The sequence below is a fragment of the Xenorhabdus ehlersii genome (assembly GCF_003610465.1).
Classification (GTDB): domain Bacteria; phylum Pseudomonadota; class Gammaproteobacteria; order Enterobacterales; family Enterobacteriaceae; genus Xenorhabdus; species Xenorhabdus ehlersii.
The window spans coordinates 740109-757665 of sequence record NZ_RAQI01000002.1 but is presented as its reverse complement, the minus strand read 5'-3'; the positions used below and the strand labels follow the sequence as shown (position 1 = coordinate 757665).

General features: G+C 43.7%; 12 protein-coding genes. 2 read left to right on the top strand and 10 right to left on the bottom strand.

The window, feature by feature from the left end; all coding sequences use genetic code 11:
* Window positions 1-23: 23 nt before the first annotated feature.
* Entirely contained in the window at window positions 24-821 is a 798-nt protein-coding gene (gene thiD, locus BDE27_RS09385) for a bifunctional hydroxymethylpyrimidine kinase/phosphomethylpyrimidine kinase (RefSeq protein WP_099131376.1), read from the top strand.
* A gap of 57 nt (window positions 822-878) precedes the next feature.
* On the opposite strand, the gene fbaB is transcribed toward thiD, so the two are convergent.
* From fbaB to BDE27_RS09370, 3 genes are all read right to left on the bottom strand, one after another.
* On the bottom strand, window positions 879-1928 hold the full coding sequence (gene fbaB, locus BDE27_RS09380; protein ID WP_099131375.1) for a class I fructose-bisphosphate aldolase: 1050 nt from the start codon (window positions 1926-1928) through the stop codon (window positions 879-881).
* Window positions 1929-2532: 604 nt separating this feature from the next.
* A complete protein-coding gene (trhP, locus tag BDE27_RS09375; RefSeq protein ID WP_099131374.1) occupies window positions 2533-3897 on the bottom strand; it encodes a prephenate-dependent tRNA uridine(34) hydroxylase TrhP in 1365 nt (454 codons plus the stop codon).
* Between the two features lie 176 nt (window positions 3898-4073).
* Window positions 4074-4418 (bottom strand): YegP family protein, encoded by a 345-nt coding sequence (locus BDE27_RS09370; RefSeq protein WP_099131373.1) that lies wholly within the window; start codon window positions 4416-4418, stop codon window positions 4074-4076.
* Window positions 4419-4671: 253 nt separating this feature from the next.
* Here BDE27_RS09370 and BDE27_RS09365 point away from each other — a divergent pair, with 253 nt between their 5' ends.
* Window positions 4672-5850 (top strand): MFS transporter, encoded by a 1179-nt coding sequence (locus BDE27_RS09365; RefSeq protein WP_099131372.1) that lies wholly within the window; start codon window positions 4672-4674, stop codon window positions 5848-5850.
* A 53-nt stretch (window positions 5851-5903) separates the two neighbouring features.
* Here the strand turns inward: BDE27_RS09365 and baeR are convergent, their stop codons facing one another.
* The 7 genes from baeR to BDE27_RS09330 form a co-directional block, all read right to left on the bottom strand.
* Window positions 5904-6611 (bottom strand): envelope stress response regulator BaeR, encoded by a 708-nt coding sequence (baeR, locus tag BDE27_RS09360; protein ID WP_099131371.1) that lies wholly within the window; start codon window positions 6609-6611, stop codon window positions 5904-5906.
* A complete protein-coding gene (gene baeS, locus BDE27_RS09355) occupies window positions 6608-7996 on the bottom strand; it encodes an envelope stress sensor histidine kinase BaeS (protein ID WP_187652304.1) in 1389 nt (462 codons plus the stop codon). Before baeS ends, baeR begins: the two co-directional genes overlap by 4 nt.
* A gap of 18 nt (window positions 7997-8014) precedes the next feature.
* Complete coding sequence (gene mdtC, locus BDE27_RS09350; RefSeq protein WP_099131369.1) at window positions 8015-11113, bottom strand: multidrug efflux RND transporter permease subunit MdtC; 3099 nt, start codon at window positions 11111-11113, stop codon at window positions 8015-8017.
* A complete protein-coding gene (locus tag BDE27_RS09345) occupies window positions 11110-14271 on the bottom strand; it encodes an MdtB/MuxB family multidrug efflux RND transporter permease subunit (protein ID WP_099131368.1) in 3162 nt (1053 codons plus the stop codon). The genes mdtC and BDE27_RS09345 overlap by 4 nt, the downstream gene beginning before the upstream one ends.
* Entirely contained in the window at window positions 14271-15509 is a 1239-nt protein-coding gene (locus BDE27_RS09340; protein ID WP_099131367.1) for an MdtA/MuxA family multidrug efflux RND transporter periplasmic adaptor subunit, read from the bottom strand. Before BDE27_RS09340 ends, BDE27_RS09345 begins: the two co-directional genes overlap by 1 nt.
* 325 nt (window positions 15510-15834) lie before the next feature.
* Complete coding sequence (gene mgtE, locus BDE27_RS09335; RefSeq protein WP_099131366.1) at window positions 15835-17298, bottom strand: magnesium transporter; 1464 nt, start codon at window positions 17296-17298, stop codon at window positions 15835-15837.
* Window positions 17299-17368: 70 nt separating this feature from the next.
* Entirely contained in the window at window positions 17369-17545 is a 177-nt protein-coding gene (locus tag BDE27_RS09330) for a YfgG family protein (protein WP_099131365.1), read from the bottom strand.
* Window positions 17546-17557 lie beyond the last annotated feature (12 nt).

Here is a 17557-nt window from a genome sequence, read left to right as displayed (position 1 = left end):
AGCTGGTGGTAGGAATCACCATAATGAGAATTAACTCACTGACTATCGCAGGAACCGATCCTAGCGGTGGTGCCGGCATCCAGGCCGATTTAAAAACCTTTTCCGCGCTTGGGGCTTACGGTACGACAGTTGTTACTGCGTTGGTTGCACAAAATACACTGGGCGTACAATCCGTTTATGAGCTTGATCCCCTTTTTGTTGCTGCTCAGTTAGAATCAGTACTTTCAGATGTCAGGATAGACAGCACCAAAATTGGTATGTTGTTGAATGCAGCCAATATCGCTGTAATAGCAGAGTCGTTTCATCGTTATCCTATTCCCTACATTGTATTGGATACAGTCATGGTGGCGAAAAGCGGTGATCCCTTGTTATCACCGGAGGCCATTACCGCAATGGTAGAGCAATTGCTGCCACTTGTTTCTCTGATCACCCCTAATTTGCCGGAAGCGGCAGCCATATTGAACAGTGATCTTGCTAATACTGAAGATGAAATGTTACAGCAGGGCAGAGCATTACGTTCAATGGGATGTCAGGCGGTTTTATTGAAAGGCGGACATTTGAATAATGAGGAAAGCCCGGATTGGCTTTTTACCCCAGAAGGGGAGTGGCGTTTTACCGCACCCAGAATAAATACACGGCATACTCATGGGACTGGTTGTACTTTATCTGCGGCACTTACTGCATTGCGTCCACGTTATTCTGATTGGCAAAGTACGTTACCGGTTGCCAAAACATATTTACAAAATGCGCTGATACAGGCGGATAGTTTGCAAGTTGGTCATGGCATTGGACCCGTCCACCATTTTCATCAATGGTGGTGAATTTTTGGATAATGGGGATGCAGAGATCCCCATTTTGAACGTACTGAATCTAATTGATTAGGCGATGGTAATTTTCTTATCGAGATAAACATCCTGTACGGAGTGGATTAACTCAACGCCCTCTTTCATCGATTTCTTGAACGCCTTGCGGCCAAGGATCAATCCCATCCCTCCGGCACGTTTATTGATAACGGCAGTGCGGACAGAATCACTTAAGTCATTGTTCCCAGAAGCACCACCTGAATTGATTAATCCAGCGCGTCCCATATAACAGTTAGCAATTTGATAACGAACGAGATCAATCGGATGTTCGGTGGTCAAATTGCTATAGACGCGTTTATCCGTATGCCCAAATCCAATAGCAGTATAACCACCATTAGTTTCAGCCATTTTTTGTTTAACGATATCGGCCCCGATCGTTGCAGCCAGGTGATTTGCCTGGCCGGTTAAATCGGCGCTGGTGTGGTAATCAACCCCATCTTTCTTGAAAGCGGAATTACGCAGATAAGCCCACAACACAGTGACCATGCCGAGTTCGTGAGCACGTTCAAAGGCGGCTGAAATTTCTTCTATTTGGCGGCGTGATTCGGGCGATCCATAATAGATTGTTGCACCTACCGCAACTGCACCCATGTTAAATGCCTGTTCGACACTGGCATACAAAGTTTGATCATATTGGGCGGGATAGGTCAAAGTTTCATTGTGATTAAGCTTAACCAGAAACGGGATCTTATGAGCATAACGGCGAGAAACAGACGCCAGGACACCGTAAGTAGAAGCAACACAATTACAGCCTGCCTCAATCGCCAGTTCAACGATATTTTTGGGATCAAAATAGAGAGGATTGGTAGCGAAAGAAGCGCTGGCAGAATGTTCAACCCCCTGATCTACTGGCAAAATTGAGAGATAACCCGTACCGGCCAAGCGTCCATGATTCAATAAGGTTTGCATGGAGCGAAGAACAGTATTGGGGCGGTTATTTTCGAGCATGACTCTATCAACGAAATCTGTACCTGGAAGATAGAGATTTTCACGTGGAATGGTATTACATTGATGTTCCAATAAACTCTCTGCGTCTTTTCCTAACAACTTAACGATATCAGTCATGATTAACTCCAGTTTGCAAAAGGCGCTACTGATTGTTGTTTATATTTGAGCTGATCACAAGGCAAGTGGAGAGGGAAGCAGCAGTGGATCGCTTCAGTTAATACAAATATTGCTAAAATTTAACCATTTTATATGACTATAAAGTGAAATAATATTTATCTGGTGTGGTGATAAATATTGAAGTTATTCAGAAATTGGATAATTTGGTTTATTTTTTCTAAAAATTTCCTTCATTAAACTGAATAAATCCTAACATTATTTATCAAAAGATGGTTTTTTTGATTATTATAAATACGGTTACTAATAAAAGACTAATAGATATCCTGTTAGGATTTGGAAGCATTAATTAATTTAATGATTTTTAAAGATGTTTTTTTTATTAATCCTTTGAATTTATTGAATTTTTATTTTTTGCGCAAAAGAAAAGGCCAGCCCAAGGGAGATTGAGCTAGCCAAGGAGGTGGTTCCTAGTCTTACAGTAAAAATTTTTTAGTTCTTTATTTTTCAGAACTGATAATACGAGAAATAAATTAGCATTGATGTGATCTATTTCTAAAAAAATAGATTAATTTCTTTAAAATCCTATTTCGGATTATTTCGCTTGTCATTCATATGGATGAGGTGCTCTGGTATTGCCACCTTTTAAGTTTCGCACAAGTAAAGCATAATCCAGCTTAATTTCTTCAGGAATAGGAAGATAAACGAGATGCCCATCACCCGGCGCAATTTCCACGGCCTGGCCTTTTTTATTTGTCATGGATTCTAACGTGAAGTTAATATTTCCCGATGGAGTCATGAGTTCCAGATGATCCCCGACAAGAAATTTATTCTTCACGGCAACTTCTGCCAGTCCGTTGACTCGATTGCCAGTAAATTCACCAACGAATTGTTGAGTGTCTGATACGGAATAGCCGTATTCGTAAGTTTGGTAGGCATCATGGGTATGACGGCGCAGGAAACCTTCTGTATAGCCACGGTGCGCCAAACCTTCTAATGTGGTCATCAATGTTGGATCGAAGGGTTTTCCAGCAGCAGCATCATCTATGGCACGGCGATATACTTGGGCGGTGCGGGCACAATAATAAAAAGATTTGGTGCGGCCTTCGATTTTCAGTGAGTGAACCCCCATCTTGGTTAATCTTTCCACATGTTCAAGAGCCCGTAAGTCTTTGGAGTTCATGATATAAGTACCATGTTCATCTTCAAACGCTGACATATATTCGCCAGGACGCTTGGCTTCTTCTATCATGAAGACTTTATCCGTTGGTGCTCCCTGGCCCAGTGTTGGCTCAATGTTCTTAACAGGAATAGGGTCATGCATATGGACAATATTGCCAACACTATCTTCCTTGCCTTCCTGCACATTGTACTCCCAGCGACAGGCATTGGTGCAAGTGCCCTGATTAGGATCGCGTTTGTTGATATAGCCCGATAACAGGCAACGACCAGAATAAGCCATACAAAGTGCGCCATGCACAAAAACCTCAAGTTCCATATCAGGCACTTGCTGACGGATTTCAGCAATTTCTTCCAGTGAGAGTTCACGGGAAAGAATGACTCGCGTCAATCCCATCTGTTTCCAGAATTTGACCGTAGCCCAGTTAACCGCATTGGCTTGAACTGAAAGATGAATATCTATTTCAGGAAATGTTTCGCGCACCATCATAATTAAGCCTGGATCAGACATAATCAAAGCATCAGGTCCCATTTCTACGACGGGTTTTAAGTCACGAATAAACGTTTTCAGCTTCGCGTTATGTGGTGCGATATTGACAACGACATAAAAACGTTTGCCTAATTCATGTGCCTCCTTAATGCCTTGTGCCAATGTCTCATGATTAAATTCATTATTACGAACGCGCAAGCTATAGCGAGGTTGTCCGGCATAAATGGCATCTGCGCCATAAGCGAATGCGTACCGCATGTTTTTCAAAGAGCCGGCAGGAGAAAGTAATTCTGGAGTAAACATATTTTTTAACGTTCTCGGTCTGAGTTCAAGTCAGCCCTTACCCGGTCTTGATATCATTACTAAGGGTAAGGTTTAAGGGAGGGGATTTTAACGCCTATTTTATCATTAGCACAAATATATTATGGAAAATACAGAAAGCGCGCCGGGGATACGGCGCGAGTCATTAATTATACCTGCTAATTTTGCTTGGTGAGGTCACGAATACTTTCTGTTGGCCCGATTTTCATGACAGACTGAATAGATTTCTTCATGTTTGTTTCATTGGTATGAGTTTCACTGATAGCGATAATTTGGTGGTTTCGGGCTTTCAGGACAAAATAAGGTTTGCCTGATTTGTTTTTTCTCACTTCATGGCGAGTTTTATCGGGAGAATTAACTTGCACAGAGTGAATACCTTTATTGGCAGCAGCCTTGGTGGTATACATTTCACTGCTCAGAATAATGTCACCGTTTGCCGCCACCAGATTGAAATAAAATTGCCCGTTCTTTGTTTTCTTAAGATCATAATGCCCAGTAGCCATAAGAAATTCTCCTGATTGGGTAATTATCAGCTTAAGTTTAGCTTGAATTTTATACAGTCAAGGGGTTTGATGAGAAAAATTTATCCTCTGTCCCGCTATCTTATAGAACATGATGACTATTTTGTATGAGGCGATTAATTTACAACTACTTCCAAATTGGCTTTTGCACGAATATATTACAGTTTCTCTCAGAGATAACGACACACCGTTGCAATATAATTCGATTAATACAGCCTATTATTAGGAGTTCTCCATGCCTGTAGCTATTTGGGCTCTAGCCATAGCGACATTTGGGATCGCTACAACCGAATTCATTGTCGCTGGTTTACTTCCTGAAATCGCAACCGAATTTAGTATTTCAATACCAACCGCGGGGTATATGGTAACCAGTTATGCGCTTGGTGTATTTGTTGGAGCGCCTGTTCTAATCATATTGGGGGGAGGTATAGAAAGGAAAAAGATGCTTTCCATGTTAATGATATTATTTATTATCGGAAATGCACTGACCACCTTTTCCCCAACATTTTATCTGGCAATTATTGGCCGGATTGTGGCCTCCTTAACCCACGGCGCTTTTATGGGAATTGGTGCAATTATTGCTGCTGAGCTAGTGCCAGAAAATAAAAAAACCACTGCTATTGCATTTATGTTTAGTGGAATGACACTGGCTAATTTGGTTGGCATACCACTTGGAACATGGGTAGGAAAAGCGATTTCTTGGCGTATCACTTTTGCAATAATTACGGTTATTGGCATTATCGCATTAGTTGGGATTTTAAAGTTATTACCTAAATTCGAGCAAAAAGCGCCTGCCAGTATTAAAAAGGAATTGCAGGCGTTCACCAATATCCATGTTCTTTTGGCTATGGGGATCACAGTCTTAGGCCCTGCCGCATTTTTTACGACGATTACTTATATCGCGCCATTGATGATCAATATTGCAGGATTCTCTGAAAGCGCAATAACATGGCTCCTGCTGGTGTTGGGGCTAGGGTTTTTCTTTGGCAATATTGTAGGTGGAAAACTTGCAGATAAGGCGATGATGCCATTGTTATATTGGACGTTAGGACTACAATCCTTAATTCTATTTATCTTCTGGGTTTATGGTGACAATCAGTTCGTTGCTTGTTTGAGTATATTTTTAATGGCAGCATTGGGTTTTGCCACCGTATCGCCAATCCAGCGTTTGGTGATGGATAAAGCTCAGGAGGCTGGTGCACCTAATCTTGTTTCCTCTGTCAATATTGGATTCTTTAATTTGGGTAATGCAGTTGGAGCATGGTTGGGGGGTGTAATCATCGCATCTCATTATGGCTATACCTCCCTCAATCTGGCAGGAGGTTTATTAGCCTCACTGGCATTGTTATTAGCTGTCATTTCAGGTTTGCTTGATGGTAAAAGAACTTTGAACGTTGAAAAAAAGCAATCATAAGCATGTGACGAGAGTTACAGCAGTAACTGGCATGGTTAATGCCGGTTACTGTGTCACATCAAACGACAGATTTCAGCTTCCCAACGATAACCTAATCCATAAATGGAACGGATAAAAGATTTATCCCCATCCAGTTGCTCCAGTTTTCGGCGCAAATTTTTAATATGGCTATCAATAGTACGGTCATTCACAATGCGATGATCGTTATAAAGGTTATTCAATAGTTGATCACGGGAAAAAACCCGCCCTGGTTGGCTGGATATAATTTTGAGCAGACGGAATTCAACCGGCGTTAATTCAAGCGCCTGTTCAAAATAACGCGCCTGAAAGTGTTTTTCGTCAATGGTCAGTGCATTTTGCTCACTGATGATCTCTTTCGGACGGTAACAACGGCGTAAGATTGTCTTTACTCTGGCTATCATTTCCCGCGGACTATAAGGTTTACAAATATAATCGTCAGCCCCAATTTCTAAGCCGAGCAGTCGGTCAATTTCTTCCGTTTTTGCAGTCATCATGACAATCGGGATATCTGAAAATTTACGCAGTTCCCGACAGATCGATAATCCGTCAAGACCGGGCAGCATAAGATCAAGCAAGATAATATGAGGGTGGTATTTTTGCACATGAGCGATGACTTCATCGCCACGTTTGAGCCATTGGGTTTGGTAATCTGCGGATTGTAGATAATCAACCAGTAGTTGCCCCAACTTTGGTTCATCTTCAACGATGAGAACAGTATATTGTGTAAGGTGTGTACTCATTGTGTTTCAAGTTCAGACGATGTAATCAACGGTAATTCTACGTGAATTTTAATACCACCTAAAGGTGAGCTTTCTGCATGAATTATTCCATTATGGGCTTCAACAATGTTATAGCAAATCGCCAACCCAAGCCCTGAACCTCCGCTTGCGCGGTTACGGGAAGATTCGCAACGATAAAAACGTTCAAAAACATGCTGGCATTGTTCAACAGTTAATCCAGGTGCACTGTCCTGCATATCCAATATCCATTTTTGCTGATTTGAATATCCACAAATAATGACCTTTCCATGCTCATTGGTGTAACGCAGGCTATTTTCCAGCAAATTATTAAATAATTGTGTTAGCCGATTTGGATCAGCAAGCAGTATTATGTTTTCTTTTAAATTCAATGCTAACGTGATTTGCTTATCTGCAAAACGACCATGATAATTCGCTACGGAGAATTGCAATAATTCACTGACATTAACAGACTCTTTTCTATAAGCTAGCGAACCACGATTAGAAAGGGATAATAAATGTAGATCGTCTACCAGTTTTGTTAAGGTAGTCACTTCCGCAAGCAAGGAATGGATAGTTTCCTGTGTTGGTTTCCGTACACCATCTTGTAAGGCTTCCAGTTCACCACGCAGTACAGAAAGTGGAGTACGCAGTTCATGGGAGATATCGGCCATATAATCACGGCGCATCTGTTCATTTTTTTCCAGCGTGCTGGCAAGTTGGTTAAAATTCATTGCCAATTTACCGATTTCATCTTTACTGGATGGAACGACACGAATGCTGAAATCGCCTGCCGCGAGTTTATGTGTACCTTCCACTAGCCGCTTAACCGGTCTTAAAAGGCCACGTGAGAGAAGAAAAGTGGCGATTAATGCCAATAGGGTGGAAAAACCGACAATAGCCCAACTGGTGAATTGCTGCTGGTGGGCAAAGCTAATATCAGCCTGACGGGTAATTTTGTCTGATGCACTGACAATTACCCAACCGACAATATTATTTTTATAGGTGACCGGTTCGCGATAACTTTCTATCGGAATATCATTAGAATGTCCGACCAAACGATGCATGTGAGTGTCTACAACCCAAAATTGGGGACGCCAACCATGAGGTTTGGTTTTCTGATGAGGAATGTCACTCTGCTCAATCGTACGGATAATTTGAAATATCGCGCGATCATTCTGGGTCAAAAAATGCCAATTGCCATATTGCTGGTATTGTTCTGTCAATGCTTGTGCCAGCATATTTGCCCTATTTTGGCTATTTTGTTTAATGTAGCCAATAAAGCCATGCTGAAAGCTAAGATAAATGCCCCAATGCATTGTGACCAATACCAGCATACAAGTGGCAAAAATTGCCAGAAAAAGTTTACTGCTGATACCCATTTTTATCCTGAATTTCATTCTGGTTCAGCTAGTTGGGTCTACTATCTGAGATGGTGTTGCTTTGCGATGGCGCCATTTTTCACGCAATTGGTCAAAAAACAGATACACCACCGGCGTGGTATATAGAGTGAGAAGTTGGCTTACCACCAGGCCACCAACAATCGTGATCCCCAGCGGGAAACGTAATTCTGCGCCATCCCCATTGCTCAGTACTAAAGGTAAAGCACCAAACAGGGCGGAAAGCGTCGTCATCATGATCGGACGGAATCGCAATAAACTGGCCTGAAAAATCGCTTCCTGAGCACTGAGTTTACCGTTTCGTTGAGCTTCAAGGGCAAAATCCACCATGATAATGGCATTTTTCTTGACAATACCAACCAATAGCATAATCCCAATCATGGCGATTAGGCTGAAGGGAGTATTGAACAGTTCCAGAGCCAGCAAAGCACCTATACCCGCAGAAGGTAGGGTAGAAAGGATGGTCAGAGGGTGAATATAACTTTCATAGAGTACACCGAGCACCAGATAAACAGTGACTATAGCAGCCAGAATCACCATGAGTTGGGAATTCTCACTCTCTTGAAAATCCTGTGCTGTGCCGGCAAAAGAGCTGCGTACTGCTGAAGGAACACCCAGCTCAGTTATTGTTCTTTCTATTGCACTGATTGCATCAGACAGCGTATAGCCTGGTGCCACATCAAAGGCAATGGTAGAAGAAGCTGAAAGTTCTTGATGATAAACGTCCAATGGTGCATTGGCAGGGCGCCATTGGGCAAAGTAGGAGAGAGGAATGCGTTCTCCTTTGCTATTAAGGACGAACATTTTCGCCAATGCACTGGGATCTTGGTTATATTGCGGTGCAACTTCCATGACCACTTTATACTGATTCAAAGGAGCATAAATCGTGGAAACCTGTCTCTGCCCAAAAGCGTTGTTGAGCAAATTATTTGCTTCGGCAACATTGATGCCTAAACGGGCCATCACATCACGATCATAGGTAATTGCTATTTCAGCGCCTTTAGCCTCTTCGTCTTCATCGGCGTTTACATCCACCAATTGAGGTAATTTTTCCAATGCTTTCTTGACGATAGGACTCCATTTGCGCAGTTCGTCAAAATCATCCGACAGCAAATTAAACTGATAAGTCGATTTACCTCCTTGTCCTCCACTTCTCAGATCCTGAACCGGAACTAAATATAGACGTGCACCCGCTTCATTGGTCAGTTTACTTCTTAAGCGGGTGATAACTTGTTGGATACTTTCGCTACGCTCTTTCAATGGCTTTAGCGAAACGAACATAAAGCCCGTATTGATGCTGTCACCACCAGTAAAACCCACGACATTATCGACGGTTGGATCATCATTGACGACCTGCATAAAGCGTTTCATTTTTTCATGCATGGCCTGAAATGAAATGCTTTGATCAGCAACCACAAACCCTAACATTTTCCCAGTATCTTGTTGCGGGAAAAATGTTTTCGGAATGCTGATATAGAGCCAGATATTCAGGACGATAATGCCAACTAATGTCAACAATACCCAGCGAGTATGATTGAGTATCCATTTCAGTGAACGGGCATAGCCTTGTTGAATTCTCAACAATACCTTACCGAATCCCCGTGCCTGTTTCTGGGCATTTTTAGGTGTGGATTTGAGCAGATGTGCACACATCATCGGGGTTAAGGTCAGTGAAACTAACAGAGAAATCCCAATGGCCGTTGCCAAGGTAACAGCAAAATCCCGGAATAATCTGCCGAGTAATTCATCGATCAATACAAGGGGAATAAATACCGCAATAAGTGATAAGCTCATAGCCAGCACAGTGAATCCAACTTCCCTGGTTCCTTTGAGAGCAGCTTGCATGGGTTTTAACCCTGCATTCAAATGGCGGGAAATATTCTCCAGTACCACAATGGCATCATCGACGACAAATCCGGTGGCAATAGTTAACGCCATCAGAGAAAGATTGTTTAAGCTGAAACCACATAAATACATGGCAGTAAAAGTACCAATCAGCGATACCGGAACGGCAATTGCCGGAATCAGCGTAGCCCGGCCAGAACGTAAAAACAGAAATACAACCAAAATAACCAAGGCAACGGCAATAGCTAATGCACGTTTTACTTCTTGCAGAGAAGCGTGAATGGTCGGTGAACGATCCTGAGCAACGTTTAACTGAATATTGGCAGGCAGAGAAGCTCTCAGGACAGGAAACTGATCACGAATGCGTTGAACGGTAGAGATGATATTTGCACCGGCTTCACGGCGGATAATAAGCGAAATTGCAGACTTATTTCCAGACATGCCTGCTGCGCGGATATCCTCGACAGAACTCTGAACATTTGCAACATCCTGCAATCTGACAGGTGCTCCATTATTATAATGAACAATAATTGAGCGGTAACTGTCAGGTGTTTTCAATTCATCATTGGTGTGTAGCTGCCAAATCTGATTATCGGAATCAATATGACCTGTCGGGAGCCGGACATTCGCATTATTGATGGCATTACTGACATCGTTAAGAGAAACACCTTGATTGAAGAGTGCATTAGGGTTTAGTTCAACACGTATAGCGGGTAATGAACTACCACCGACACTGACTTTGCTGACACCTTCTATCTGAGAAATTTTTTGAGCCAATCGGGTGGAAGCAAGATCATACAGTTGGCCCTCACTATAATTGTCTGAGGTGAGGGTTAAGATCATGATTGGGGCGTCTGATAAGTTAGCTTTATGATATCTTGGCTTGTCTGGCATACCAGAAGGTAACAAGCTTTGAGCGGCATTGATGGCGGCCTGGACATCCCGTGCTGCGCCATTGATATCCCGATTGAGATCGAATTCCAGGTAAATATAAGAACTTCCCAGTGAGCTGGCAGAAGACATCTCTTTTACCCCAGATATCCTGCCCAATGCGCGTTCCAGCGGTGTCGTTACGGAAGACGCCATCGTTTCCGGTGACGCACCGGGCATGGAAGCCTGAACTGTTATGACAGGAAAATCAACTTGTGGCAGCGGCGATACAGGCAGCAGGACAAAACTGAGCGCACCACACAGAGTAATGGCTAAACTCAGCAATGTGGTGGCAACTGGCCGCTGGATAAATAGGGCGAAGAATTTCACAGCGGCTCCTGATGATTAACTGAGGATTTATCCAGCCTTATTTGTTTATCTTTCTTATTGTTTTTATTTCGACGGTAGTGTGCTAACTGATCAAACAGCAGATAAATTACAGGGGTTGTGAACAAGGTTAGGATTTGGCTCATAATCAGACCTCCCACCATACTGACGCCTAAAGGACGGCGCAACTCTACACCAATACCGGTACTCAACATCAGTGGCAGTGCGCCCAGCAATGCTGCCATGGTTGTCATTAATATCGGTCTGAAACGTAACAGACAGGCTTGGTAAATAGCTTCATAAGGAGTCATTCCTTTTTCCCGCTCGGCGGCCAGAGCAAAATCGATCATCATGATGGCGTTTTTCTTGACAATACCAATTAAGAGAATGATCCCAATGATGGCGATAATATCTAGCTCGTACCCGCCAGCCATCAACGCCAACAATGCGCCAACTCCGGCGGTAGGCAAGGTTGATAAGATTGTGACAGGGTGAATAAAGCTTTCGTACAAAATACCGAGCACGATATACATGGCGACAACAGCAGCTAAAATCAGCCAGAGGGTATTACTGAGCGCGTCCTGGAACGCCAACGTTGCTCCTTGAAATTGGGTAATGATGTCTTTTGGCATTTGGATCGCTTGTTCTGCCTCTTTGACGGCATTGACAGCTTGTTCAAGGGACGAATCTTTCGCTACGTTGAATGAAAAAGTGGCAGCGGGAAATTGTTGTAGATGGTCGATAGACAAGTTCCCCAGCCGCTGTTCGACGGTGGCAATGGTTTTAAGAGGTACCATTTTTCCATCAGTACCGGTCAGATAAAGATGGTTTATCGCTTCCAGCCCCGATGAATTCTTCGTATCTTGCTCAAGGATAACGCGATATTGATTTGATTGAGTGTAAATAGTCGAAATCAAGCGTTGGCCGAACGCGTTATACAAAGCATTATCTACGGCAGCCATAGAGATCCCAAAACGGCTGGCCATATCCCTATTCACATCAAGGTAAGCCACTAGCCCCTGATTTTGCCAATTGTTACCGATATCTATCAATTCTGGTCGTTGTTTCAGCGCATATTGCAATTTGGGAACCCAGATAGCGAGTTCATCAAGTGAAGTCGCTTGCAACGTAAATTGGTATTGCGTGCGTGATATTTGGGTATCAATAGTCAAATCCTGGGTTGGTTGCAGGTACAATTTGACGTCAGGGACTTTAGCAATCCGCGTTTGCAGGCGTGGGATCACCTCGTCAATACGGTCGTCACGCTGGCTGAGTGGTTTCAACGTGATTTGAAGACGTGCATTATTCAATGTTGGATTGTTACCATCGACACCAATAAAGGTAGTGACATTGTCCACGGCAGGATCTTTTAATAACAGAGCCGTAACTTGTCGTTGCTTATCTGCCATTGCATTGAATGAAATGGATTGTGGTGCTTCCAGTGTGCCCTGAATCAGGCCGTTGTCTTGCAAGGGAAAGAATCCCTTGGGGATCATGATGTAGAGTAGGGCGGTCAGAGCCAACGTACCGAATGCGACACCAAGCGTCATCCAAGGGTGATTCAGCACCCGTTTCAGGAAGACAGCATACACGGCAATCATGCGTTCAAAGAAGCGTTCGCACGCCTGTTCGAAGCGATTGTGTTTAATATTAGCTTCGGGTTTCAGCATCCTTGCACACATCATCGGTGTGAGCGTCAATGAGACAACGGCGGAAATTAAAATGGCGACAGCGAGGGTAATGGCGAATTCCCTGAACAACCGCCCGACAATATCCCCCATAAACAGCAGAGGGATCAAGACGGCGATTAGCGAGAAAGTCAGGGAGATAATCGTAAAGCCGATTTCTCCCGCTCCTTTTAGCGCCGCTGCCAGCGGTTTTTCTCCCCGTTCAATGTAACGGGAAATATTTTCTATCACCACAATAGCATCATCCACCACGAAGCCGGTTGCGATAGTTAATGCCATTAAAGTGAGGTTATTGACGGAAAAGCCGCAAAAATACATCACAGCAAATGTACCTACCAGCGAAAGCGGTACGGCAATACTTGGGATCAGGGTTGCCGTGACATTGCGCAGAAACAGATAGATCACCATGACAACCAGTGCAATAGCCAGCAACAGTTCAAATTGAACATCCTTGACTGAATGGCGGATTGAGACCGTACGATCTGTCAGCATTTCCACATTGACAGATTTAGGCAGGCTGTTGATCAAGTCTGGCAACATGATGCGGATATTATCCGTAGTTTCAATAACATTTGCTCCAGGCTGGCGCTGAACATTGATGACGATGGCTGGTTTTTCATTTGCCCATGCGCCCAATTTGCTATTTTCCGCTCCCTGTTCAATGGTGGCGATATCACGTAAGCGAATCGGAGCATTATTTTTATAAGCCACGATTAAATTGCGATAATCATCGATAGATTTCATTTGATCGTTGGAGGATATGGTGATGGAGCGAGTGGGTCCGTCAAAACTGCCTTTTGCCGAATTCACATTGGCTTTCATGATGGCAGAACGGATCACGTCGCTGTCTAATCCTTGTGCAGCCAAAGCCTGTGCGTTCAGTTTCACGCGCACAGCGGGGCGTTGTCCGCCCGCCAAAGTCACCAAACCGACACCACTGACCTGGGAAATACGCTGGGATATGCGCGTTTCTACCATATCTTGCACCTGACTCATTGGCAGGGCATCAGAGGTTACGGCCAGCGTCAATATAGGCGGATCAGCCGGATTGACTTTGCTGTAAATTGGTGGATAAGGCAGATCATCGGGCAATAGATTGCTGGCCGAATTGATCGCCGCCTGTACGTCTTGCTCTGCCACATCCAGAGGCAGGGAGAGCTGGAATACTAACGTGATAACAGAAGCTCCACCGGAACTTCTGGATGACATTTGCTTTAAGCCGGATATTTGACCAAACTGGCGTTCCAGCGGTGCAGTTACAGCGGATGTCATCACATCTGGATTGGCGCCAGGATACAGTGTTACCACTTGAATAGTGGGATAATCCACTTGCGGCAATGCAGAAACTGGCAGCATCCGGTAACCAATTAGCCCAGCCAGCAAGATCGCAATCATAAACAGTGTCGTGGCAACAGGGCGCAGGATAAACAGGCGGGATGGCCCTCCGCCTGTCATTGGAGAATCAGATTGCATCAGGAATTCTCCATCTTACCGTTTGATTGTTCTGGATTTTTCTTATTTTGATCCGCATCGAGTGCTTCGATTGTCAAAGGTTTGACAATCTCAACTTTGGTGCCTTCGGTCAGGTGATCAATACCATCAGTGACGACATGCTCGCCTGCTGACAGTCCACTATTGATGACCGCCAATTGATTATCTTGCAGGCCTGCAACGACCTTATGCTTACTGACTTTGTTCTCTTTATCCACTTTCCAGACGAAATTACCGCTATTTCCCATTTGTAATCCAGCCGTAGGGATCACGACGACATCGCTCAGCGTATTGACTTTCATCTGAATATTGACGAATTGATTAGGGAACAACACATTATTTTGATTATTGAATTGGGCCTTCATCTTGATCGTGCCAGTAGTAACATCAATTTGATTATCGATACTGATGAGTTGTCCTTGTGCTAAGGGCTGCTGATTATTGCGATCCCACGCAATGACAGCCACATTTTTATGATCTTTTTGCGCTTTTAACACAGCACCAATATCGTTTTCAGGCAGGGAAAACACGACATCAATAGGATCGACTTGCGTAATGACCACGATTGGCGTTGCTCCTCCACCAGATATGTAGTTGCCGATATCAATGCGTTTTAATCCGACGCGACCGGAAATCGGTGCTGTAATACGGCTATATGCCAATTGCAGTTTGGCTTCGTCAATATCTGCCTGGTCGGCCTGTAAGCTGGCTTCGCTCTGGCGAACCAAAGAAATTTGTTTATCCAGATCTTGCTGAGAGATAAGTTTGCTTTTCGCCAATTGCTGAAAACGGAGTAAATCCTGTTTAGTGTTGGCTAATGTTGCTTGATCTTTGGCATATTGTCCCTGTGCTCTTGTCAGTTTGACTTGAAAGGAACGAGGATCGATTTCTGCCAGCAAATCCCCTTTTTGGACGTATTGACCTTCATTAAAATGCAGGGCTATTAATTGACCTTCCACCTGGCTGGTGACAGTGACGGTATTTGCCGCCAGAACCGTTCCTAATCCTCCTAAGTAATGGGGTATCGATTTGATTTCAGCCGTCGCTACTTGCACTGGTGGTTGAGCGGGATTAGGTAAACTCTGTTTTGATTCTGAATTCTGAGAGTCACCTGCTGATGAAGGTACGTTGAAGTATTTCCACGCAAAGAAAACTACCCCGACGATCACGGCTAGCACCGCAGCGAGTCGGAAAAAGTAGGAACGGCTTTTATTATTCATTTGCTCGACATTCTCTTAGTGTTATAGCGGTAACCAATCATGCGGCATCTTATGCTAAGTTAGATGCAAGAATATATTATTAGTGTAACCAACAGGAATTCGTCAATAATGAAGAAAATATGGAGGTTATGTCAAAAAGATAATGTTTCTGGTAGTGTTTTTCCATGGTATTTGTGATGAGGTATCCAATAGGGTACAGGGAATTATGTTAAGAGGATTTGTAAAATCGCAAGATAAATCATCACTATGATTAATGACGGCGATTATAAAGACATTATTTATTATTTGTCGCCACCATATAATCGCAGGAACGTCTTTAATTGAATTAAACTAAAAATAGCGTAGCCAATCCCAAAAAGATAAAAAAGCCACCTGTATCGGTAATTGCAGTAATCATTACACTGGAGCCGATGGCGGGATCTCTTCCCAATTTCATCATAATAAACGGGATTAAGACTCCCATCAGCGCAGCCATCAGTAGGTTTAATATCATTGCCATTGTCATGACTCCCCCCATAGCAAGGTCACCATAGAGCAAATAAGTGATGACGCCCATGATCCCTCCCCAAATAATGCCGTTGATAAAGGCAACACCAAGTTCCCTTAATAGCAGATAAGAAAAACTCCCCGTCTGGATTTGATGGAGTGCGAGTGCGCGGACGATCATGGTGATGGTTTGGTTACCGGTATTGCCACCAATGCCTGCTACGATGGGCATTAAAGTTGCAAGAGCAACGAGTTGGGAAATAGTATGCTCAAAGAGCCCGATAACTCGTGATGCCACGAATGCGGTGCACAAATTGATGGCAAGCCATGTCCAGCGGGTTTTGACGGCCTGACCAACCGGAGCAAAAACATCTTCTTCGCGGCTTAAGCCCCCCATGCGGCGAATATTGGTATCAGTTTCTTCACTTAAGGTATCAACAATATCTTCAACAGTCAGGCGTCCCATTAGGCGCCCGTTATTGTCTACCACGGCGGCAGAAATCAGGTCATAACGTTCAAATGCACTGGCGGCATCTTCACCTTTTTGCTCTGGTAAGAAAGTAACGGTATCCGTGTTCATGACTTCGGAAACTAATTTATCCGGTACGTTTATCAGCAAAGCAGTGAGTGGCAGCTCTCCCTGTAGACGATTTTTGCGGTCAATAACAAAGATCTTATCTGTTGTTTCAGGAATGGCGTATCGGGAACGTAAAAAGCGCTGAACGGTGCCGAGTGTAACGTTGCTTCGTACTGTCACGAACTCGAAATCCATCATTTGGCCGATACTGTCTTTGTGGTACTGCAATACTTCTCGGATACGATTGCGTTGGCCCGGCTCTAAATAGGTCAGCAAGCGTCGAGTGGTATCACGGGGAAGATGTTCTGCAATATAAGCTTGTTCATCTACGTGCAGTTTACCGATGGCACGTAACAGCTCAACTTCAGTCATATCCTTGATTAGATTATCCCAAACGGGAATGGAGGCTTCTACCAGAACCTCACCGCGCTGGTTATTGTCGATCAAGCGCCATAAAGCGAGACGTTCATCATAAGGTAAGGCTTCCAGAATGTCGGCAATATCGGCGGCATGCAGGCTGGTCAGCAGCGCGCTGACTTCCTCTATTTTCTCCAATAACTGTTCGTCACTGATTGCTGAATGTTCATCAGCCTGACCTAATAATGTATCGACAAATAACTTATCGTGGGTAAATAGAGAAAGCAGGCGTTGACGAATATGTGCCAGTTTTTGGGAATGCTGGTTGGCAATAGTTGGAGTATCAGGTGTAAAGGTCGATTGTGACATAGTAAACCTTTAAGGCAGAAAATAGGGCTAACAACCGGCGATTGCAATAATATCGCCATAAATTTAACAGCTATTGGGTATTATATTCTGTTTTCGAACCAGTTGGAGGCGTCACCAATTGCTGCTGGGTTTGCTGATGATGCTCCAATGCTGCCATAAATGAATAGATAAAGCGCCCAAAGAAAATAAAGAAGCTGATAAACAGTACTAATTTTATAATTTGAACAGTTTTCTTTTTCTTTTTCATAACGCGATATCG